Below are 19,243 nucleotides of genomic sequence, written 5' to 3' on the forward strand. Positions count from 1 at the left end.
GAGCCGACCACAGTCCGAGAGGATCGGGCGGCCCCGTCGCGCCGCGTGCGCCCCGCACGCGGCGTGGCCGGGGCGCGGGCCGCCGCGGGCCTGGGCATGGCACTCCCGCCGATCCTGCTCATCGCCTTGTTCATCGGGTTCCCGATCGTTCTCGCGTTCGCGTTCAGCCTCGGCTTCACGGGAGGCCTCAACCACACGATCGCCGTCATCGGGCAGAACGTCCACGAGGCCGACGGCGCAGTCCCCGACCTCGGCGCCTACACCGACACGTTCACGAGCCAGCGGTTCCTCGGAGACCTCGCTGTGACGGTGGCCGTCACCCTCACCAGCACCACCATCGTGGTCCTGCTCGCCGCCGCGATCGGCCTCTACCTGAAGTTCAGGGGCGGCCTGGTCGGCAAGGTGCTCTCGGGACTCGCGGTCGTGCCGCTGTTCATTCCGGTGGTGATCGCCTCATGGGCCATCCTGGGCTTCTACTCCGCCAACGGGTTCCTGCGTAGCGTCGCTGCCCAGCTCGGGGTGGAATTCCCGGTCTGGTCGTTCACCATGGTCACGGTCGTCATCGGCTCGGTGTGGACCTCGCTGCCGTTCGCGACGCTGCTCGTCACCTCCGGCCTGCAGGCCGTGCCGCAGGCGATGATCGACGCCGCCCGCGACGCCGGCGCCTCCTTCTGGCGCGTCGTCGCCTCGGTGGTGCTCCCCATGGCCGGGGTGCCGATCATCATCGCGACGACGTTCACGGCCATCGGGATCCTCGGCTCCTTCACGGTGCCCTATTTCACGGGCCCGAACTCGCCGAACATGCTCGGGGTCGACATGTCGAACTACTTCTCGGCCTTCAACCAGCCCCAGCAGGCGGTCGTCATGGCATTCGTGGTGTTCGCGATCGCCTCGGGCATCGCCGCCGTCTACGTCTGGGCCAACTTCCGCTCCGCCAAGGAAAGCGGGGCCGTCTGATGCAGAGCCCTTCGGCGCGCCGAGCCCTGACCGGGGTCCTCGCGGCGCTCTTCGCCCTGGCGCTGGCTGTCTTCATCATCGGCCCCCTCGCCTGGCTGGCCGTGCGGGCGTTCGCGACGAACTGGACCTACCCGAACCTGCTGCCTGACGGGTGGACCCTCAAGTGGTGGGGCCTCGTGTTCAGTGACAGCGCCCTCGGTGTGGCAGTGCAGAACTCGCTGTTCTTCGCCCCCATCACCGTCCTCGTCTCCGCGCTCATCTGCCTCCCCGCCGCCTACGCGTTCGCGCGGTTCGAATTCCCCGGGCGCCGGCTCTTCCTCATCGGGCTCTTCGCCGCCAACGCGTTCCCCAAGATGGGCCTGTTCGTCTCCCTCGCGGCGCTGTTCTACACGCTGAACCTCATGAACTCCATTCTGGGAATCCTGATCGTGCACCTGCTGGGCACCGTCGTGTTCATGACGTGGATCCCGTCGGCCGCATTCGCCGCAGTCCCCCGCAGCCTGGAGGAGGCCGCGCGCGATGCCGGGGCATCGAAGGTGCGCGTGTTCTTCAGCGTCACCCTGCCCATGGCGCTGCCGGGCATCCTCGTCGCGGCCATCATGAGCTTCCTGGCCTCGTTCGACGAGGCCCAGGGCACCTATCTGGTCGGCGCGCCGGACTACTTCACCATGCCGACCCAGATGTACACCCTCGTGCTCAACTACCCGACCCAGGTGGCGGCGGTCTTCTCGATCCTCCTCGCCATCCCCTCCGTGGCGCTGCTCCTGGCCGCGCACAAGCACATCGTCGGCGGCCAGCTCGCCGAGGGCTTCCAGATCAAGTAGAGGCACCATGAACACCACGACACCCACCACCGCCAGAAGCGACACAGCAGGAGCATCCCGGATCCCGGAACGTTCCCGGTCCGCGGGGCTCGAGATCCGTACTCTGCGCAAGGTCCTGGGCGGGCGGACCATCATCGACAGCCTCGACATGGCCGTGCAGCCCGGCGAGCTCGTGTCCCTGCTGGGCCCTTCGGGCTGCGGCAAGACGACCACCCTGCGCATGATCGCCGGATTCCTCACCCCCGACGAGGGATCCATCAGGGTCGGAGGCCGCGAGGTCGCCCATCTGGGGCCCGAGCAGCGACCGAGCGCCATGGTCTTCCAGAACTACGCGCTGTGGCCGCATATGACCGTGGCGAAGAACGTGGGCTTCCCCCTCAAGCTGCGCAGGCGGCCCAAAGCAGAGATCGCCGAGCGCGTCGATGCCGCCCTCGCCCTCGTCAACCTCCTCCACCACAGGGACTCCCGGCCCGCCCGCATCTCGGGCGGCGAACAGCAGCGCACGGCCCTCGCCCGCGCCCTCGTCCAGGAGCCGGAGCTCCTCCTGCTCGACGAGCCGCTCTCCAACCTCGACGCCAAGCTGCGCGTCAAGGTCCGCGAGGACATCCGCGAGATCCAGCAGCGGCTCGGCATCACGACCCTCATCGTCACCCACGACCAGGAGGAGGCCATGTCGATGTCGGACCGCATCGCCGTCATGAATTTTGGCCGGATCGAACAGTTCAGCACCCCCGCTGATCTGTACCGTGCGCCGGCGACGGAGTTCGTGGCCACCTTCATCGGCAGCCTCAACCGGCTCAAGGGCAGCATCCGCGACGGCCGCCTCGTGCCCGGCAGCGGCATGGCCGGCGTCCGTCCGGAGGACGTCGTCTTCACTGCGGACCTCCTCGGAACAGACGGCAGCGGGAGCGGATGGGCGCCTGCGACCGTCGATCGGGTGGTGCCGCACGGCCACTTCGCGGAGCTGCACCTCACGCGCGACGACACTGCCCTTCGCAGCTTCGTGACGGGCACCCCGCCTGCCGTGGGAACTCGGGGATACGCGAGAATCACCAGATGGCTCGACTTCGAAGACGGCGTGCTCGCCGGACACGGGGCCGCGGCATGAGCGCGGTTCCGGCGCGAGCGCCCTTCGAAGCCGCTCCGGCCGTCCCACCGAGCCGCGGCCCCCTCGCCACCGCCCATCGTGGACATGTGGAGCGGCACCGCGAGAACACGCTGCCCGCCATCCGTGCAGCCATCGATGCTGGCGCAGACTTCGTGGAGATCGACGTCCGCCTCACCCGCGACCGCCACGTGGTCCTCCTGCACGACGAGACACTCGAACGGCTCTGGAACGATCCCCGGCACATCGCAGCCGTCCACTGGACCGAGGCCGCGGCCCTCGGGAGCGCGGACGCCCGCATCCCGCTCCTCGCAGACGCACTCGACGCCGTGGCCGGGACGGGCTCCGTCCTGGTCATCGATATGGATGAGCCCGGGCCGGCCGCGCCCAGTGTCGCCGTCGTTCACGCCCACGCCGAGGCCGCCCGCGCGGCAGGCCGCGAGGGTGCCCGCGTCGCGTGGTGCGGGAGCCTCGAAGCCATGACCAGGATCCGGGACCTCGATCCCCACGCGAGCATCTGGCTGCCCTGGAACCGGCGGGACCTGCCGCCCAAGCAGCTGCTTGACCGCCTCCGCCCGACCGCCGTCAACTCGGACCACGCGGTCCTGAGCCGCGCCCTCGTCGACGCAGTCCACGCCTCGGGCGCGCTCATGACCTGCTGGACGGTCGACTCCGCCGAGAGCATGCGCTGGGCCCTGGCTCTCGGCGCGGACGCGGTCACCACCAACCGGCTGTCCGTGCTGCAGAGCGTGATCGCCGAAGGGCCGGCCGCCTGGGCTGCCGCGCAGCCGCCGCGGAGCCTCGCTGGCGATGAACTCGTGGCGGCCGCGACGGTGGCCTACGAACTCGGCCAGTGGGCCCTCGAGCACACGCGCGCCGCCGCCCTGGGGACCGTGAGGACCAAGGCGAACGCCGCGGATCACGTCACCGACGTCGACCTCGCGGTGGAGCAGCACGTCCGGGAGGTGATCTCGGCCCGGCTCCCGGGCCACACCGTGGTGGGGGAGGAGTTCGGCGGTGCCCCCGAACCGGGTGTTCCATGCTGGTACGTCGACCCGGTCGACGGCACGGCGAACCTCGCAAACGGCGTGCCGTGGACCGCGTTCTCGCTCGCCCTTGCCATCGACCGTGAGCCCCTCGTCGCCGTCGTCGCAGACGTGTGGCGCGGACAGGTGTTCTCCGCCGTCGCCGGCTACGGCGCCGAAGTCGACGGAGCGCTGCTCCGCCTCGCCACGTCGCAGCCCCCGGCACCCCAGCAGCATGCCCAGCCCGGGGCGCCGCACGAGAACGCGCTCGCCGGCACGGTAGTCGCCACGGAACTGCTCGGGCACGCGGCGTGGCCCGGGTTCCAGGCGTTCCTCTCAGCGCTCACCGACCGGTTCTGCACCCTCCGCGTCATGGGCTCGGGCACGCTCGCCCTCGCCGGGGTCGCCCTCGGACGGGGTTCGGGGAGCGTGATCGCACGATTCAGCCCCATCGACCACCTCGCGGCCGCGCTCCTCGTGCGCGAGGCCGGCGGGACGCTGCTCGACGAGGAGGGCCGGGAGACCGTCTGGCCCTCCTCCGGCGGAGTCATGGCGGCCAGGCCCGAGCAGGCGGACGAGCTGTACGAAGTCTGGGCCCTGGCGCTGCGCGCCGGGCAGGAGGACGCACGGAACGGGAACGGGCAGGTACCCCGTGTGGGCTGAGCCGCCGCGGGACGGCACCCTCTCCGCAGAGGTGGCCGGATGGACCCGGCGCACCCGCTTCGAACTCCTTCGGCGGCTTCCGCTGGCCTTCGCCACCCACCACCCCCAGGGGATGACCCTCGCGGCCGGTCGGGTCTTCCTCACCACGGTGGAAGTCCTGGACCCCCCCGCACCCCTGCCCGGGGCCGACGGCGACACCTCGCGCCGATCGCCGGGGCGGGGGCGGGGACACGTGCTCGTCATCGAACCGGACGGGACGCTCGCCGCTGACATCCTCGTGGGGGAGGGCGACGCCTACCATCCGAGCGGAATCGACCACACCGGTGGGCTGCTGTGGGTCCCCGTCGGGGAGTACCGCTCCCACTCGCGCAGCCTCGTCTACACCCTCGACCCGGTGACGCTCGAGCTCGTCGAGCGCTTCGACGTGGACGACCACATCACCTGGCTCGTATCCAGCCCCGGAGGGGGCGAACTGTACGGTGCGAGCTGGGGCTCGCGGCGCCTGTACCGGTGGGCGCTCAAGGAGGCGGCCGACGGCGGGCTGGTCCCGGGAGAGCCGGAAGCCTGGGACAACCCCAGCTGGCATCTCGACTTCCAAGAAGCCCAGTTCGACGGCGGCGGCCGGCTCATCTGCGCGGGCATCAGCGAGCTGCCCGACGCCCACGGCGGGGTGTTCGAGCTCGGAGGGGTCGCCGTCGTGCACTTCGACGAACGCAGGATCGCTGCGGACGTCCCGGTGCCGCTCTTCAGCGCGGCAGGGCACAGCGTCTTCCGCAACCCGTTCGTCCTCACCCGCCACGGCGAGGACGTGGTCCTCCTGGTGGCGCCCGACGATGGTGACGAACCGTGCGGAACCGAAATCCTCGCCTACCGCGTCAGCCAGCCAGCCGAGCCGGCGCCCCGCGTCGGGAACCTGCGCAAGCTGGCGTAGCCGCGCGGGCCTTCGTGCTGTAGTCAGGCGGCTTCAGGCGCAGCACAGGTCAGTGCGTGGGCTCGGGTGCTCCGTCGGTGGTATCGGGCTCGGGCCGGTGGACGTGGACGAGTTCGCCGCGGACGCTTGCGAGCTCGCCGGATGGTTCGATGCGCAGCTCGACCACGTCCAGGGGGAGCCCGGCCTGTCTGGCGGCGGCGAGGACATCCTCGGGGATGCGCTCGGCCGCGACGGCGGCGCGGTGCGGGATGAGCGGCAGCCGGGCCCGCTCCTCCTCCATGTGCCGGACGGCGCGGTCCATCTGGTCGGCGTCGGCCGAGCCGAGCTGGACCTCCACGACGTGCCGGATCCCCTCGGCCGGGTGGAAGAGGATGACGGCGAACTGGTCGGGCCGCGAGTGCACAACGGTCCGCTCGAACGCGGGCATCCCGTCGCCGAGGCCGAGCATGGCCGGGTCCTCCTCGATGCGGGCGGCCAGCCACGCGCCAGCCAGGCCGAAGGAGTCATCGAGGGGCGACCGCTCAGGGGATCCGCTGTTCACGCGGGCATCATATGCGCGCCAGCTGGGTTCCCGCCTGTCATGCGCTTCCTCGGTCCCGGGCCGGCCCGGAGAGAGACGGAGGAGGGACACCTCTCGGGGGTGTCCCTCCTCCAGACGCATGCCACGGGTCAGGGGCGTCGGCCGGCCTGATCGTTGCGGTCCGGCAGGACCAGGAGCGCATCGCCCACGGGCCGCTCGCTCGTCCCCGAAGGGGCGTTGACGACCGAGCCGGCGGCGACCGCCGTGGTGGAGCCGCCGCCGTCGAGGTTCATCGCCTGGACCATGCCCAGGGACTGCGCGACGTCGGCCTCCTCCTTCAGGCTCAGCCCGAGCGAGTCCGTGGAGCGGCCGTCGGCGGTCACCAGGAGGGTGCGGCCCTGGGCATCGGTGCCGGCGAAGGTGCGCGGGTTCCGCTTGTGCACCCAGCCGTAGTAGAAGCTGTTGGAGTCACCCTGGTGGACCATCCCGTCCTGGCGTGCGGTGACGTCCTCGTGGCCGTCCTTGACGAGCAGGGGGCCGCCGTTGACGACGCTCGTGTCCTTCGTGGTGGGAAGGGCACGGCCGTCCTCGCCCACGACGTCGGTGCTGACGCGCAGCTTCTGCCCGACATGGGCGAGGGCACGCAGCTGGGGGATGGCGGTGCCGGTCGCCTGGACGGTGCGGCTCCCTGCGGGGACAGCGGTGCCGCGGGCGTCGGCGACGGCGGTGACGGTGCCGTGGGCGTCGACAGTGACCTCGAGGCCGTCCCCGGACGGGGTCGTGGCCCCGAAGTCGGGCGTGAAGGCCACGAGCTCGTTCGGGTTGGTGCAGGTGACGTCCTGCTGCGGGAGTCCGGTGGGCTGATCGCCCTTCTCGCCGCAGTTGCGGATGAGGCCAGCGGCCCGGTTGATGCCGGTCAGGGGGATGACAGCCTCGGCGGCGGACACGGTCCCGTGCCAGGTGAGGCGCTGGATGCTCGTGGCGTTGGTGTCGCCGTTGAGGACGAGGCCGGGTCGGTCGCCGACCGGTTCGCGGAGGGTCCTGCCGCTGTAGACGCCGACGCCCGCCGGGTCGCCGGGCGCGCCGGCGGCGGGGTCGAAGACGAAGAAGCCGGCGTTGACTCCGGCGACGGCGTGCTGGGCGGCGGCGAGCTGGCTGGTGGTCTCGGGATGCTCGAGGTCCGTGCCGAAGCTGGCCGAGAGCTCGCCGCGGTACTGCTTCGGGTCGATCGTGACGACGTCGAGGTTCCATGGACCGCGCGTGTGGCCGATGGTCCCGGCGTCGCCGTCCCACCCGGTGTAGACGAGCGAGGATGCGTAACCGGCGGCCTTGATCTGCGCGAGGAGGGACGCGCCGTCGGCCTTCGCCGTGAAGTGGCCAGCTCGGACCCGGTAGCCGAGCTGTCCGCCGGCGTCGGCGAGCTGCGGGGAGGTGACCTGCTCGACGCGGGCGTCGACCCCGGCTGTCTGGAGCTTCGCGGCCACGGCTTGGGCGGCCGTCTGGCTGGACAGGGCCGAGGCAGGGGCGTCGGGGTCGGGGGAGTCCGAGGGGATGGCGACTTCGGCGGTCCAGAACAGCGAGCTGTCCGGGGCGCCGCGGTGGATCGTGGTCAGGGTGACGCCGGGGGCGAGGGTCTTCTGGGTCCGGGTCTCGGGCAGGCCGGGGGCGCCGAGGTTCAGGTGTGCCGAGGACGTGGCGGCAGGTGCCGCGTCGTCAGCGTGGGTGGGGGCTGCGGGGCTGAGCAGTGCCGAGGAGACGGCGACCGACATGCCGGCGGAGGCGAGAATTCTGCGGGTTCTGGGGGAGAGCACCGTTCAAGGGTAGGAGCCGGTGCGGGGCGCCCGGCCCGGGTTGGGGAACAGTTGGTGCACGCTTCGCGCGATGTTCACCCCACCCCCTCAGACCGCCGACGGAGGGGGCCGCCCTCCGAGCGCCGGTCAGATGGATCCCGCGAGCTTGTACGCGTACGGCGGGGACCCCTTCTCCGGGTCGAGAGGGCTCAGCACGACGCGCGCACGGCTGCCGTCGCGATAGGCCATCGCCCAGGACACGGTCCTGCCGTCCCGGTCGTTCTGCTCGGCGCCCAGCCGGTGAGGCCAGCGCGCCGCGCGAAGTCGTCGAAGACGGCCTGGGGCGCCAAGGCGCTGGTGAAGGTGACCGTGCAGTCGCCGCCACCCCGCGGATCGCTGGGCGACGGGGTGCACTTCTGCGCGGTCCTGGTCGAGCCCGGCGGCAGGGTGACGAAGAAGAGGTCGGTGGTCAGGTTGTAGAGCGCGTGCTCCGCCGCGCCGCCCGGGTGGGGCCGCGCCGGCGCCGCGCTGTCGCCGCCCTGGCCGATGCCGGGCGCTGCCCTGACATCCGCGGCCGTGGTGCAGCCCATCAGCACGAGCGCGGCAGACGCGCCCAGGACTGCTGATCCCCAGCCCCTGCTCATCCTGCGCCCCGCGACGGCCCCCATGGCCGCGAGCATATTCCTCAAGTCGGGGAGGGTGGAAGGATGCATGGTGGGGAACCGAGGGCGCGACTCGGACTACGCTCAGTGGCAAGCGGAAAGGGGTCCTGACGTGCTCAACGGCGGAAGCGCGGGAATCAGTGCCGGCGCCCTGGTGGCGGTGGCCGTCGTCCTGGGGTCGGTGGCCGTTGCCCTCTATATCGTGCTGGTGGTGCGCCGCAGGAAGTGAGGGGGGTGGCGCCGACTCCGGCTCAGCCTTCGCAGTCGCGGCAGGACTCGACTCCGTCGGGCACCACCTCGGCGGCGCAGTCCGTCTAGACGCAGACCCGGCAGTACAGCCGGGCCCCGGACCTACGCGCGGTACGGGCGAGCTCGCTCAGCTCGTCGAGGCGGGAGGCGAGGACCTCAGGGTCCGCTTCTCCGAAGAACGCTTCCGTCTGCGCCCACTGGCGGGCAGCTGTGCGGCGGCCGTCTGCGGTCGAGAGGGCCAGCGCCGAGGTGAGCTCATCGGTGAGCGCCACGACGTACCGTTCCCCGCCGTCGTGCTCGGCTACGAGGCGGCCCCATCCGGGACTGGCTTCGATCTCCTCGTACGCGCGCCCGATGAGGATGGCCTCCAGTGTCCCGCACTGGAGGACCGGGTCGAAGCCTGCGTCCTCGACCGCGGGTGACCCGCTGAGTGGGAGTTCGGCGGCGTCGGAAGTGCCGGACTGGCGGATGGTGCTCGCCGCAAGCTCGTCAGCGGGCGCGGCGAAGTACGTGTAGACGACTCCTCCGGGGGTGAGCGTGTCCTCTGAACTGGCAGCGGGGGCGGGAGGCCCTGCTGCCGGCTCCAGCCCGCCGAGGATGTCCAGCACGGTCTTGCAGGGCCAGGGCTCGCGGCAGGCTTTGCAGGGCTCCCCGGCCACCACGCCGGCAGGGGCATGGATCTCCAGCAGGAGTTCGCAGACCGGGAGCGAGTGCTCGCTGTGCGCCATGCCGCGCCGGCGCGCCTCGTGCAGCATCTCGAGCATCGTCTCGTGCAGCGGCGAGGCTGGTTCCGGGTGCGGCATGGCGAGGGAATTACCCGGGCGGCGGGACGAGGAAACCCGGGGTGTCGCGGAACTCACGGTCGGGTCAGCCTTCGCAGTCCCGGCAGTAGTCGATCCCGCCCAACACCACCTTCTGGGAGCGATGGCGTACCAGGAAGCAGGACTGGCACACGAACTCGTCCTCGCCCTGGGGAATCACGTGCACGGTGAGTTCGTCGTTGACGAACTCACCCCCTGCGAGGCCGGCGTCCTCGCCGCTGTCGTCCCCATCGAGCTCAAGCACAACGCTGCGGGGGTCGGGCTTGTTGGCCGACTTCACAGCCTCGAGGGACTCGTGCTGGGATTCCTTCACATCGGAGCGCAGTTCGTCGTAGTCGGCGGCCACGGGCCTGGTGTTCCTCTCGGTCAGCGGGGTTGAGCGAGGCTAAGTTACACCTCCGCGGACCCCGCAGCCACACAAGGTGTCCAGCATCACGACTCAGATCGCCCGTCAGGGCCGGGCGCAGGCTTGTGTGACGGCCGCCGATTCCGGGAAAGCATGTTCCCAACAGAAAAGGGTTGGGAGCACATGATCGACAGACATGCGGCACAGGTGCAGAGGGCGCGGATTGAAGGCATCGCGGCGGAGTTGGGTCCCGACGAGTCGCTCTGGTTCGAAGTCCGAAGCACCCGCCACAGGCCGGGGACGCGGTGGAAGGCGGCCGTCGGCCGGCCCGACCGGATCGGGACGGCGTTCTCCGGGGAGAGCCCTGAGTGCGTGCTGTTCGAATTGGACTACCCGAGCCAGCTGCCCGAGTGGCTCGAAGCCATGGGCCTCAGGCCGCAGCAGCCCCTCCCCGTGAACTGGCGCGGGATGGCCTTCTTCGGCTGCGCGGTCGACTGCACCCGGCCCGGCCCCCACTCCACCCAGGACGCGGCCTGAGAGGGCCCCGACGACCGAAGGACAGGCAGAACCGCATGGAAGCTCCGATGCCCCCTCTCATCCGCAGCGTGGTCGAGGTCGATGGCGCCGAACTGTCCTACTTGGCCGCCGGAGAGGCGGACAGTCCACCGCTGCTGCTCCTGCACGGCACGTTCTGGAGCAGAGTCTGGGCGCCGGTGCTGCCGGCCCTGGGCACTGCGGCGAGATGCATTGCGCTGGACCTGCCGGGCTTCGGTGCCAGCGCTGGGGAACTGACGCCCGAGGAGGCAACTGTCCCTGCCCTGGCCCAGACCGTGGTCCATGCTGCGGAGGCCCTCGGCTTCGAGTCGTTCGACGTGGCTGGTCACGACATCGGCGGAGGCATCGCCCAACACCTTGCTGCGACCACAGGGCGGGTGCGGCGGATGGTGCTGATGAATGCGGTGATGTTCGACTCATGGCCCGTGCCCGCCGTCGAACGATTCCGGGCCCCTGAGGTGCGAGAGTCCACGAGCGCAGCCGACCTGCTCGAAGCCCGCGAGGCATCGACCCGGGGCAGCACCCTCCGGCCCCTTCGCGACGACGAGATCGCCGACTACCTCAGCCCCTGGCATGAGCCCGCACGGGTCCGCTCGTGGACGGCGATGGCCGCGTCCGCCGACGCCCAGTACACGGTGGCGCTCGTCCCTGCCCTGAAGCAGGCCGCAGTGCCCACGCGGCTCGTGTGGGGCCGCGACGACGACTTCCAGAAGCTGGACTACGGCCGCCGCTATGTGGCGGAGATCCCCAACTCGGACCTGGTGGTCGTCGAAGGGAAGCACATCCCGACCGAGGACTCGCCGCACGAGGTCGCGCAGGCGATCGTGGAGCACCTCACCGCCGCGTGAGGCCCGACGGCGGGGCATCCGGTCAGCGGGGGTTGCCCTCGCGGTCGTGGGAGGCGGGGCGTGACGCGTGGGTGGGCTTCAGGCCGCCGAGGACCCCCAGCACCGTGTGGCAGGGCCATCGCTCGAGGCAGCCCTCGCACGGTGTTCCGGTGGTCTGGCCCGCGGGCGCATGGGCCACCAGCAGGAACCGGCAGGCCTGCAGCGAGTACCTGCTGTGCGACATACCGCGTCGGCGGGCCTCATGGAGCACCTCGAGCATCGTCTCGTGCAGCGGCGAAGCTGGTTCTGGGTGCGGCATGGGAGGTGGATTACCCGAATCGCAGCACGGAGAAACGATGGGTCCGCGGACTTGACAGTTTCCGCCGGCCGGCTTGTCATGCCGATCGCGGCGGTGCCCCGCGGTGACCGATCTCGCGCGGCCTCGCGTTCGACAGGACCGCTCGGCCTGTGTGACAAGGGCCGAAGGGGCGGTCCGAAGGCAGCCCGAAGGCCCTTGTAGGGAGCGTTACCGCGGCGTTATCTTCACGATCACTGGGGGGCCAGTCGGCGCTGGCCCCGCTTCACATCCGGCTATTGGGGGTCGCATGAACAGGGATCTGCACACACGGTTCGGTCGGGACATCACGGGGCTGCCGGCACTGCGGCAGCAGGGCGAGCAGGAGTTCGCCGCCAGGGCCAACGAACTCTCGGCCTTCATGCGCGAGCGCGACCGGGCGCCGGAAGCCGCCGCCGCGCACGACGCCGCGGAGGCGAGGCTCGGATCCTGGCTGGACGGGCAGCGGGCCGCCGACCGTCGCGGGAGGCTGAGCCCTCATCGTGCCGACGCCCTCCAGGGCGTTCTGGGCAGGGGCTGGTCCTCGGCGCGCTAGCAGGACGCTCCCGAAAAACTGCTGGCCGCTCCCGGGAAGTTCCGTTCCCGGGAGCAGCCAGCGCCTTCAGCAGGACAACGGTCAGGGGCGGAAGAGCTCCTCGAGCGTGCCCGAGGTGGTGGGCGAGCAGGTGTTCGCCAGGCAGCCGAGGTGCCAGAGGTGCTCGATGGTCGAGAGCAGCGTGTAGTGGTCGGCGAGCTTGTCCGTGGTCTTGTGCGGCCCCTGGGCCGAGTTGATCACGATGAACGGGGCGTCGCCGCCGCCGAGCACCGTTCCGTTGGCGCCCACGGGGCTCCCAGGGCCGCCCGAGTAGCCAGAGTAGTCATTCTCGTCCCACGCCAGCACGATGCTCGAGTTCGTGGTCTTCCACGTCGGGGAGTCCATGATCTGCGTGACCTGCTGCTTGAGGTAGTCGTCGCCGAGCTTGATCGCGCCGTGGTCGAGCCCGGAGTCCGGGTAGCCGCAGGACGGGATGCCGATCAGGTTCGCGCCCGAGGGGGAGGTGCCGTGCATGTCGTGGCACTGGTCGGGGCTGATCCACACGAAATTGGGGACGTTCCCAGAGGAGAGGTCGCTGGCCAGGTTGTTCTCGAGCGGGACGATCTTCGAGGTGCGGGCGGGGTTGTCCGCGATGTCGGAGAAGTACATGAAGGGGTTGTGCTTCTCGGCGTAGAGCTTGACTGTCGTCGAGCCGATCGTCGGCGCGTACTCGACGGTGGATCCGGCCGAGGGCATCGACTGCATGTAGGCCTTCCAGGAGAGCCCCTTGGCCTCGAGCTGGTCGACGATGTTCTTTCCGGAGAACATGTGCGGCTTGGCGGAGGCGCTTGCGATCTGCGCGGGAGTGAGCGAGGCGGTGTCCGTGGAGTCCCCCGAGCCCGGCACGAACTCCTCCGGGGCGCACGTGACGTCGGCGCCGGCCTTGCAGTCGTCCCAGATTCCCTGGAAGTCGCCCGAGATCGCGGCGAGGTAGTTCGTCAGGCTCGGATGCGTCACCCCGTGGTAGTTGGTCGCGACGTTGTACTTCTGCGCGAGGGAGGTGATGTACGGCGCGTCGGCGGTGTTGCCGATGATCTGGTCGCGGCCGTGGTTCTCCATCATGATCACGAAGACGTGGTCGGGCCCGTCGGCGCCGTGTGCCGCCGGCGCGGCGGGAGTTCCGGGGGCCGCCGAGGCCGCGGAGGGGATGGCCGCAGCGGCTCCGGTGAGCGCCACTGCGGCGGCCATCGCCGCCGCTGCGCCAGCGGCGCGGCTTCTGAGCAGGTTGAGCATGGGATTCTCCTTTGTCGGGGTGCGTCCCGGGCGGGACGCATGGTGCCTCGTTGTCTCTGCCGGGCTGGGGTCTGCCCCAGCCCGGGCTCCGGTCACCGGCCGAGCTGCGGGTCGCTCGTGAGGGAGCCTGCGTTCTCGAGCCGCCCGGCGACGACGCGGACGAGCGACGGGTCCTGCGCGGACGTGACCGTGAGGTCGTACCAGCCGCCGGAGGTCGGGAGGACCACGGTCCTGGCTTGGCCCGGGTTGAGCGAGAGGGCCTGCGTTCCGGCGCCGTAGGCGTCCTTGAGCGTGAGGTCGGCCTTGGCGGATCCGGCGTTCTCGATCCGGAACCGGGCATGGCCGGCGGTCCCGTCTGCTGCGACGGCCACGCGGACATCGGCGGCGGCCGCGGTGCCCGCGAGGCGGCGGTACCAGCCGGCAGGGCCGTGCATCTGCACGTCATACTCGGTGCCGAGCGTCCACGCGGCGTCCAGCGCCGCGCCGGCGCCGATCGTGTAGGAGTACGGGGCGGCCGGCAGGAGATTCGAGCGGACCTGCACGTGGGCGCCCAGCGTTCCGGAGTTCTTCCACCGCGCGGCGAGCTTCCCGCCGTCGACCGTCGTCTCGACGTCGAGCGCGTAGCCGAGGCCGCGGGAGGGCCGCGTCCCCTTCTCCTGGCTGGGCATGGTGTTGGCCGCCGGCGGCGCAGGGACGTAGCTGGGGTACTTCTTGGCGGCCGCGATGTCCGCGTCGCTCGGCTTGTACGAGGCGGTGTCCGGCAGTGCCGGGGCCGTGCCGGCCGTGGCAGAGAAGTCGAAGGCGCTGGTGAGGTCGCCGCAGACCGCCCGCCGCCAGGGGGTGATGTTGGGCGACTTCACCCCGAACCGGGCCTCGAGGAAGCGCACGATCGAGGTGTGGTCGAACGTCTCCGAGCAGACCCAGCCGCCCATGCTCCACGGCGAGACCACGATCATGGGCACGCGCACGCCCAGTCCGAAGTGGCCGGGGACGTCCGCCTTGCCGGAGTACGTCATGCGGCCGTCGTACCACTCGCCGTCGGTGGGAACCGTTGAGGCGCCGGGAATCTGCGGGGTGTTGGGGTGCGGCGGGACGATGTGGTCGTAGAAGCCGTCGTTCTCGTCGTACATGAAGAACACCGCGGTCTTGCTCCACACGTCCGGGTTCGAGGTGAGGATGTCCAGGATGTTGGCGGTGTACCAGGCGCCGTAGTCGGCCGGCCAGTTCGAGTGCTCGGTGTACGCCTCGGGGGCGACGATGTAGGAGACCTGGGGGAGCGTGCCCTTGGCGACGTCGTCCCGGAAGATGCGGAAGAGGTCGTCGTGGGCGCCGAGGACGTCGGTGCCGGTGCGGGCCTTGTCGTAGAGCGGCGTCCCGGGCTTCGCGTTCTGGTACTGCAGGAAGTACAGCAGCGAGTTGTCGCCGTAGTTGCCGATGTACGGGTTGCCGGTCCAGCCCTCGTAGTGCGCCGGGTCGAGGCCCTGCCCGATGTCCTGGTAGACCTTCCAGCTCACGCCCGCCTTCTCGAGCTCCTCGGGATAGGTGCTCCACGTGTAGCCCGTCTCGGCGTTCCACAGGTCGGGACCGCCGCCCGTGCCGGAGCCGTTGCCCTTCCCCGACGGATCGTCGCCGCCGGCGAACATGAAGTAGCGGTTCGGGTCCGTGGGCCCCAGGACCGAACAGTGGTACTGGTCGCAGACCGTGAACGCGTCGGCGAGGGCGAAGTGGAAAGGAATGTCCCCGCGCTCGTAGAAGGCCATGGTCGCGTCGGACTTCGCGGGGAGCCACTTGTCGTACTTCCCGGCGTTGAACGCCTCGTGGGTCATCTTCCACGAGTGGTCGAGGTCTTCCACGAACTGGAGGCCGAGGTTGGGGGCACTCGGGTGGAAGGGGGTGATCTCGCGCGTGGCGTTGGCCTGGTGGAACGAGTCCTTCCCGCTCGGGAGGATCGCCGGGTGGGGGTCCGAGAACCCGCGCACGCCCTTGAGCGTGCCGAAGTAGTGGTCGAACGCCCGGTTCTCCTGCATGAAGACGATGACGTGCTCGACGTCCTTGATGGAACCGGTGGCCCGGTTCGCCGGGATGGTCGCGGCGCGGGCGATGCTCTGACCGAGCATCTGGGACATCGCAGTCCCTGCGGCCGTGGCGGCCGAGAGTTGGAGGAAACGACGACGGTTCAGGCTTGTCATGGACTGCTCCTAGTGCACGAAGGTGGCGTCCCCCGCGAGGCAGCTTCCTCCGCGAAGGTGAAGGCCGTATGGAGATGCCGTGAACTTTGGGCGACCGTGCACCCGGTGCGGGGCTGGGGTGCGCCAGCGACAGGAAGGGAGGGGACCCTAGACTGGCCTCGACCGACCGACGAAAGTGACGCCGCCAGTGAACTTCAAGCCCGCATCTCCTTTCCTCCTCGCGGCGCTCGCTGTGGGCCTGGCAGGCTGCTCGGCGCCAGCGTCGGCGCCAGCGCCGAGCGCATCCGCCACCGCGTCGGCGTCGGCTTCCGTCGCCGCCTCGGGCGGGGGACAGGCCACCGGTGCCAGCTCCGGCTGGCAACTGGTGCCCGCGAACGGGGCAGCGGGGATCAAGGCCGCGGGACTCCAGGTCCTCTCCGAAGAGGGAAGCGCCGAGCACTACCACGCGCACCTCGACGTCGTCTCGGACGGCAGACCCGTTCCCGTGCCGGCAGACATCGGCTTCAGCTTCGGGGCGGACGGACAGCCCAACGGCATCTCCGCGCTGCACACCCACGACCCCTCCGGCATCATCCACATCGAGGCCCCCACAGCCGGCGTCACCTATACCCTCGGGCAGGTGCTCACTGAGTGGGGCGTCCTGGACGGTTCGGGCGGCGCCCCGGGCAGTGCGCACTCGAGTGCGGCCGACTGGCAGGCGTACGTGAACGGGGTCAAGCAGCCCGGGAATCCCCGGGACATCAGGCTCAAGGCCCACGATGAGGTGCTGCTCGTGCACGGCGCGGCCCCGGCCACCGTCCCGAGTTCGTACAGCTTCCCCGAGGGCTACTGACGCCACGTGCCGCTGGCCCGGCTCGGAGCAGCCGAGCGCCCCTCTCCAAGGGCCAGCCAATGTTTGCCCAAGGGACAGCCGAGGATTGCGCGGCGTCCGCGTTGGACGCGTCCAAGGTCCCCTAGGATCGGAAGCGCAGTGATCCCGCCTTTGGAGGCCCCCTCATGCGCCGACGCGCCCCCCACCACCGTGCCCAGCCCGCCAAGAAGCGCCGTCCCCGACGACCCGTCCGGCAGGGCAACGCGCCCCGCGCCCTCGCCACGGCCGCCGTCGTCCTCGCCGTCGCCGCGGTCCCGATGATGACCGGGCAGGGGGTGGCCCCAGCACAGGCCGCCCCGCCGCCCGCGATCGCCCCGGCTATCGTCCCCGCTGTCCTCCCGCAGCGGACCGCGCAGCTCTCGGTCACCATCGTCACGCTGCAGACCAGCGACAAGACAGCTGCCGACGCCGCCGCGCTGGACGTCAATGCCTACGAGAACGCTGTCTCCTCGGCGAGTGCCTACTGGTCCACGATGTCGGCCGGACGCATCAGCATGCACGTCGACAAGGTCATGGCGGGGTTCAAGACCACCGCCTCCTCGAGCGACGACTTCACGGTCATCATGAACACGGTCGCCCAGGAGATCGGATGGACCCCGGGCTCGTCCAATGTGCTGGTCCTCGCCGTCCCCCGCACCGACGTGATCGTGTACGGGACGACCGGCAACCTGGGAGCCGGGGCTGAAACGGGCCAGACCAGCGGCCTCGTCCTCCTGCCGAGCCCGTCCAACTTCACCTCCCCGGTCACCGCGCACGAGTTCGGCCACGTCCTCGGGCTAGGTCATGCCAACGCCCTGCAGTGCACGGACGGGGCCGCCGACTCGACCCTCGCCGGCACCGACTTCACGGACCCGGCCTGCACCACCCGCTTCTACGGCGACCGCCTCGACCTCATGGGCATCTCGCAGTGGAGCACCCCGCAGCTGAACTCCGTCCTGTACGAGTACGGCGGGTTCGGCACCGGGAACGAGATCCGCAACGTCGGCACCGCCGGGGCGCCCATGTCGATTACCCTCACCCCGTGGGCCGGGACCGGGGCCAACCGTGCGGCGAAATTCCAGGACCCGCTCACGGGGGAGTGGTACTACCTCCAGTACAAGGCCCCGGTCGGGTACGACGCCCCGACCGCCGTCAACGGGAACCAGGGCGTGGAGATCCTCAAGGGCGGCCTCGAACAGGGAACGTCCCTGGTCATCGCCCCGAGCACGATGCCGTTCCTCGGCTACTACGCGTCCAACTTGGCGTGGCAGCCCGGCCAGACCTTCACCACCGCGGGCGGCACCCGGGTCACGGTCAACTCCGTCTCGGCCGCCTCCGCGACGGTCACGGTCACCGGCGGCAACGTGCCCCCGCCCGGCGTCGCTGACCTCATGGACGCCAAGGCCGCCCAGTTCGGCCTCGGCGCCGGATTCGGTGGCTACGGCATCTCCCGCAACGGCGGCTGGTACCACATGTACCAGGGCGGCGCGGTCATCTGGACCCCGGCCAACGGCGCCATGGTCTCCCACGGGGCCATCCGCTCCGTGTGGCAGGCCCTCGGGTTCGAGAACGGCAAGATGGGATACCCCACCACCGATGAGGTGGGCGGCCTCAAGGACGGCGGCGTCTACCAGATGTACGAGGGCGGGGCGATCGTCTGGTCCCCGGCGACCGGCGCCCACGAGTCCACCGGAGCGATCCGCGGCCGCTATTCGCAGCTCGGGTACGAGAACGGCGTCATGGGCTACCCCACCGGCGCCGAGACGTCGGGGCTGAAGGACGGCGGCGTGTACCAGCTGTACCAGGGCGGCGCGATCGAGTGGTCCCCGGCCACCGGAGCTTTCGAGTCCAAGGGCGCCATCCGGGCCCGGTACTCCCAGCTCGGGTACGAGAACGGCGTCATGGGCTACCCCACGAGCGGGGAGACGCAGGGCCTCAAGGGCGGCGGCGTCAGCCAGGCCTACCAGGGCGGCGCTATCGTCTGGTCTTCGGCCACCGGCGCGTTCGAGTCCAAGGGCGCCATCCGCGGCGAATGGCAGGCACTCGGCGCCCAGGACGGCGGCCTGGGCTACCCCACGACCGGCGAGGTTCCCGGCCTCAAGGACGGCGGTGTCTACCAGATGTACCAGGGCGGCGCCCTCGTCTGGTCCCCCGCCACCGGCGCGCACGAGTCCACCGGCGCGATCCGGTCCCGGTACGCACAGCTCGGGTACGAGAACGGGCCCATGGGCTACCCCACGGGCGACGAGGTCTCCGGCCTCACCGGCGGCGGCGTGATGCAGGCCTACCAGGGCGGGGCGATCGTCTGGTCCCCGACCACCGGGGCGTTCGAGTCCAAGGGCGCGATCCGGTCCGCCTGGCTGTCCTTGGGCGCCCAAGACGGCCGACTCGGCTACCCCACCAGCGGTGAGTACGCCGTCGCGGGAGGGGTCGCCCAGGACTTCCAAGGCGGCCGGATCGTCTGGAGCCCCACGTCCGGGATCACCGTCACTCCCAATGGCACCGCGGCCCCGGCTCCGAGCTCGCCGGCCCCGACCTCGACCGCGGCGCCGACACCCAGCCCGTCCGCCGCGCCGACATCGAGCCCGCTGTCCACGCCGAACCCCAGCGTGTCCGCCACCTCGAGCCCGACCGGTACGGCCACTCCGAGCCCGACCGCGGCCACGACCGGCACTGCGACGCCGACGCCCTAGGCAGGCTGTGGCCGGCAGGGGCCCCGGACTCCAGCGGAGTCCGGGGCCCCTGTCGCTGCCTCGCGGCAGGCACG

At 70.7% G+C, this 19,243-nt stretch carries 18 protein-coding genes; 10 read left to right on the forward strand and 8 right to left on the reverse strand.

What is annotated here, in order from left to right; genetic code table 11:
- Window positions 1-45: 45 nt before the first annotated feature.
- From SA2016_RS05030 to SA2016_RS05050, 5 genes are all read left to right on the forward strand, one after another.
- Complete coding sequence (locus SA2016_RS05030; RefSeq protein ID WP_244932815.1) at window positions 46-957, forward strand: ABC transporter permease; 912 nt, start codon at window positions 46-48, stop codon at window positions 955-957.
- A complete protein-coding gene (locus SA2016_RS05035; RefSeq protein WP_066496081.1) occupies window positions 957-1,781 on the forward strand; it encodes an ABC transporter permease in 825 nt (274 codons plus the stop codon). Before SA2016_RS05030 ends, SA2016_RS05035 begins: the two co-directional genes overlap by 1 nt.
- 7 nt (window positions 1,782-1,788) lie before the next feature.
- Window positions 1,789-2,889 carry an ABC transporter ATP-binding protein gene (locus SA2016_RS05040; protein ID WP_084249329.1) on the forward strand — a complete coding sequence of 367 codons (1,101 nt, stop codon included), beginning with the start codon at window positions 1,789-1,791 and terminating at the stop codon, window positions 2,887-2,889.
- An 86-nt stretch (window positions 2,890-2,975) separates the two neighbouring features.
- A complete protein-coding gene (locus SA2016_RS20750) occupies window positions 2,976-4,574 on the forward strand; it encodes an inositol monophosphatase family protein (RefSeq protein ID WP_169803052.1) in 1,599 nt (532 codons plus the stop codon).
- Window positions 4,564-5,505 carry a DUF6454 family protein gene (locus SA2016_RS05050; protein WP_066496083.1) on the forward strand — a complete coding sequence of 314 codons (942 nt, stop codon included), beginning with the start codon at window positions 4,564-4,566 and terminating at the stop codon, window positions 5,503-5,505. The genes SA2016_RS20750 and SA2016_RS05050 overlap by 11 nt, the downstream gene beginning before the upstream one ends.
- Window positions 5,506-5,554: 49 nt before the next feature.
- Here the strand turns inward: SA2016_RS05050 and SA2016_RS05055 are convergent, their stop codons facing one another.
- From SA2016_RS05055 to SA2016_RS05075, 5 genes are all read right to left on the reverse strand, one after another.
- On the reverse strand, window positions 5,555-6,046 hold the full coding sequence (locus SA2016_RS05055) for a hypothetical protein (RefSeq protein WP_066496084.1): 492 nt from the start codon (window positions 6,044-6,046) through the stop codon (window positions 5,555-5,557).
- 128 nt (window positions 6,047-6,174) lie between these two features.
- The gene (locus SA2016_RS05060) at window positions 6,175-7,836 is read right to left on the reverse strand and encodes a phosphodiester glycosidase family protein (protein WP_229710757.1); all 1,662 of its coding nucleotides are present in this window, start codon (window positions 7,834-7,836) and stop codon (window positions 6,175-6,177) included.
- A 188-nt stretch (window positions 7,837-8,024) separates the two neighbouring features.
- The gene (locus SA2016_RS05065) at window positions 8,025-8,483 is read right to left on the reverse strand and encodes a hypothetical protein (RefSeq protein ID WP_157089116.1); all 459 of its coding nucleotides are present in this window, start codon (window positions 8,481-8,483) and stop codon (window positions 8,025-8,027) included.
- 308 nt (window positions 8,484-8,791) lie between these two features.
- Entirely contained in the window at window positions 8,792-9,529 is a 738-nt protein-coding gene (locus SA2016_RS05070; RefSeq protein WP_141305705.1) for a hypothetical protein, read from the reverse strand.
- A gap of 64 nt (window positions 9,530-9,593) precedes the next feature.
- The gene (locus SA2016_RS05075) at window positions 9,594-9,893 is read right to left on the reverse strand and encodes a DUF4193 family protein (RefSeq protein WP_066496092.1); all 300 of its coding nucleotides are present in this window, start codon (window positions 9,891-9,893) and stop codon (window positions 9,594-9,596) included.
- 183 nt (window positions 9,894-10,076) lie between these two features.
- Between SA2016_RS05075 and SA2016_RS05080 the strand changes: the two genes are divergently transcribed.
- Both SA2016_RS05080 and SA2016_RS05085 read left to right on the forward strand, forming a co-directional pair.
- Window positions 10,077-10,430, forward strand: a complete 354-nt coding sequence (locus SA2016_RS05080; protein ID WP_066496093.1) for a hypothetical protein — start codon at window positions 10,077-10,079, stop codon at window positions 10,428-10,430.
- A 47-nt stretch (window positions 10,431-10,477) separates the two neighbouring features.
- Entirely contained in the window at window positions 10,478-11,296 is an 819-nt protein-coding gene (locus SA2016_RS05085; protein ID WP_066496095.1) for an alpha/beta fold hydrolase, read from the forward strand.
- A 22-nt stretch (window positions 11,297-11,318) separates the two neighbouring features.
- Here SA2016_RS05085 and SA2016_RS05090 read toward each other — a convergent pair whose 3' ends face one another.
- Entirely contained in the window at window positions 11,319-11,594 is a 276-nt protein-coding gene (locus SA2016_RS05090) for a hypothetical protein (RefSeq protein ID WP_141305704.1), read from the reverse strand.
- Window positions 11,595-11,880: 286 nt separating this feature from the next.
- On the opposite strand from SA2016_RS05090, the gene SA2016_RS05095 reads away from it, so the two are divergent.
- Window positions 11,881-12,165 carry a Helicase associated domain protein gene (locus SA2016_RS05095; RefSeq protein ID WP_066496098.1) on the forward strand — a complete coding sequence of 95 codons (285 nt, stop codon included), beginning with the start codon at window positions 11,881-11,883 and terminating at the stop codon, window positions 12,163-12,165.
- 81 nt (window positions 12,166-12,246) lie between these two features.
- Here SA2016_RS05095 and SA2016_RS05100 read toward each other — a convergent pair whose 3' ends face one another.
- Window positions 12,247-13,437 (reverse strand): alkaline phosphatase family protein, encoded by a 1,191-nt coding sequence (locus SA2016_RS05100; protein WP_066496100.1) that lies wholly within the window; start codon window positions 13,435-13,437, stop codon window positions 12,247-12,249.
- A gap of 92 nt (window positions 13,438-13,529) precedes the next feature.
- Complete coding sequence (locus tag SA2016_RS05105; protein ID WP_066496101.1) at window positions 13,530-15,626, reverse strand: phosphocholine-specific phospholipase C; 2,097 nt, start codon at window positions 15,624-15,626, stop codon at window positions 13,530-13,532.
- A gap of 364 nt (window positions 15,627-15,990) precedes the next feature.
- Between SA2016_RS05105 and SA2016_RS05110 the strand changes: the two genes are divergently transcribed.
- Window positions 15,991-16,458 (forward strand): hypothetical protein, encoded by a 468-nt coding sequence (locus tag SA2016_RS05110; protein WP_229710758.1) that lies wholly within the window; start codon window positions 15,991-15,993, stop codon window positions 16,456-16,458.
- Between the two features lie 164 nt (window positions 16,459-16,622).
- Window positions 16,623-19,169, forward strand: a complete 2,547-nt coding sequence (locus SA2016_RS05115; protein WP_066496108.1) for a M43 family zinc metalloprotease — start codon at window positions 16,623-16,625, stop codon at window positions 19,167-19,169.
- Window positions 19,170-19,243: the final 74 nt, after the last annotated feature.

Origin of the sequence: Sinomonas atrocyanea, assembly GCF_001577305.1 — a bacterium.
Lineage (GTDB): Bacteria > Actinomycetota > Actinomycetes > Actinomycetales > Micrococcaceae > Sinomonas > Sinomonas atrocyanea.

Bases quoted from the DNA above. Each gene is read 5' to 3' on its own strand.
- SA2016_RS05040 (WP_084249329.1), top strand. From the start codon at position 1,789: ATGAACACCACGACACCCACCACCGCCAGAAGCGACACAGCAGGAGCA.
- SA2016_RS05070 (WP_141305705.1), bottom strand. From the start codon at position 9,529: ATGCCGCACCCGGAACCAGCCTCGCCGCTGCACGAGACGATGCTCGAG.
- SA2016_RS05115 (WP_066496108.1), top strand. From the start codon at position 16,623: ATGCGCCGACGCGCCCCCCACCACCGTGCCCAGCCCGCCAAGAAGCGC.
- SA2016_RS05105 (WP_066496101.1), bottom strand. From the start codon at position 15,626: ATGACAAGCCTGAACCGTCGTCGTTTCCTCCAACTCTCGGCCGCCACG.
- SA2016_RS05085 (WP_066496095.1), top strand. From the start codon at position 10,478: ATGCCCCCTCTCATCCGCAGCGTGGTCGAGGTCGATGGCGCCGAACTG.
- SA2016_RS05090 (WP_141305704.1), bottom strand. From the start codon at position 11,594: ATGCCGCACCCAGAACCAGCTTCGCCGCTGCACGAGACGATGCTCGAG.
- SA2016_RS05080 (WP_066496093.1), top strand. From the start codon at position 10,077: ATGATCGACAGACATGCGGCACAGGTGCAGAGGGCGCGGATTGAAGGC.
- SA2016_RS05035 (WP_066496081.1), top strand. From the start codon at position 957: ATGCAGAGCCCTTCGGCGCGCCGAGCCCTGACCGGGGTCCTCGCGGCG.
- SA2016_RS05100 (WP_066496100.1), bottom strand. From the start codon at position 13,437: ATGCTCAACCTGCTCAGAAGCCGCGCCGCTGGCGCAGCGGCGGCGATG.
- SA2016_RS05065 (WP_157089116.1), bottom strand. From the start codon at position 8,483: ATGGGGGCCGTCGCGGGGCGCAGGATGAGCAGGGGCTGGGGATCAGCA.
- SA2016_RS05095 (WP_066496098.1), top strand. From the start codon at position 11,881: ATGAACAGGGATCTGCACACACGGTTCGGTCGGGACATCACGGGGCTG.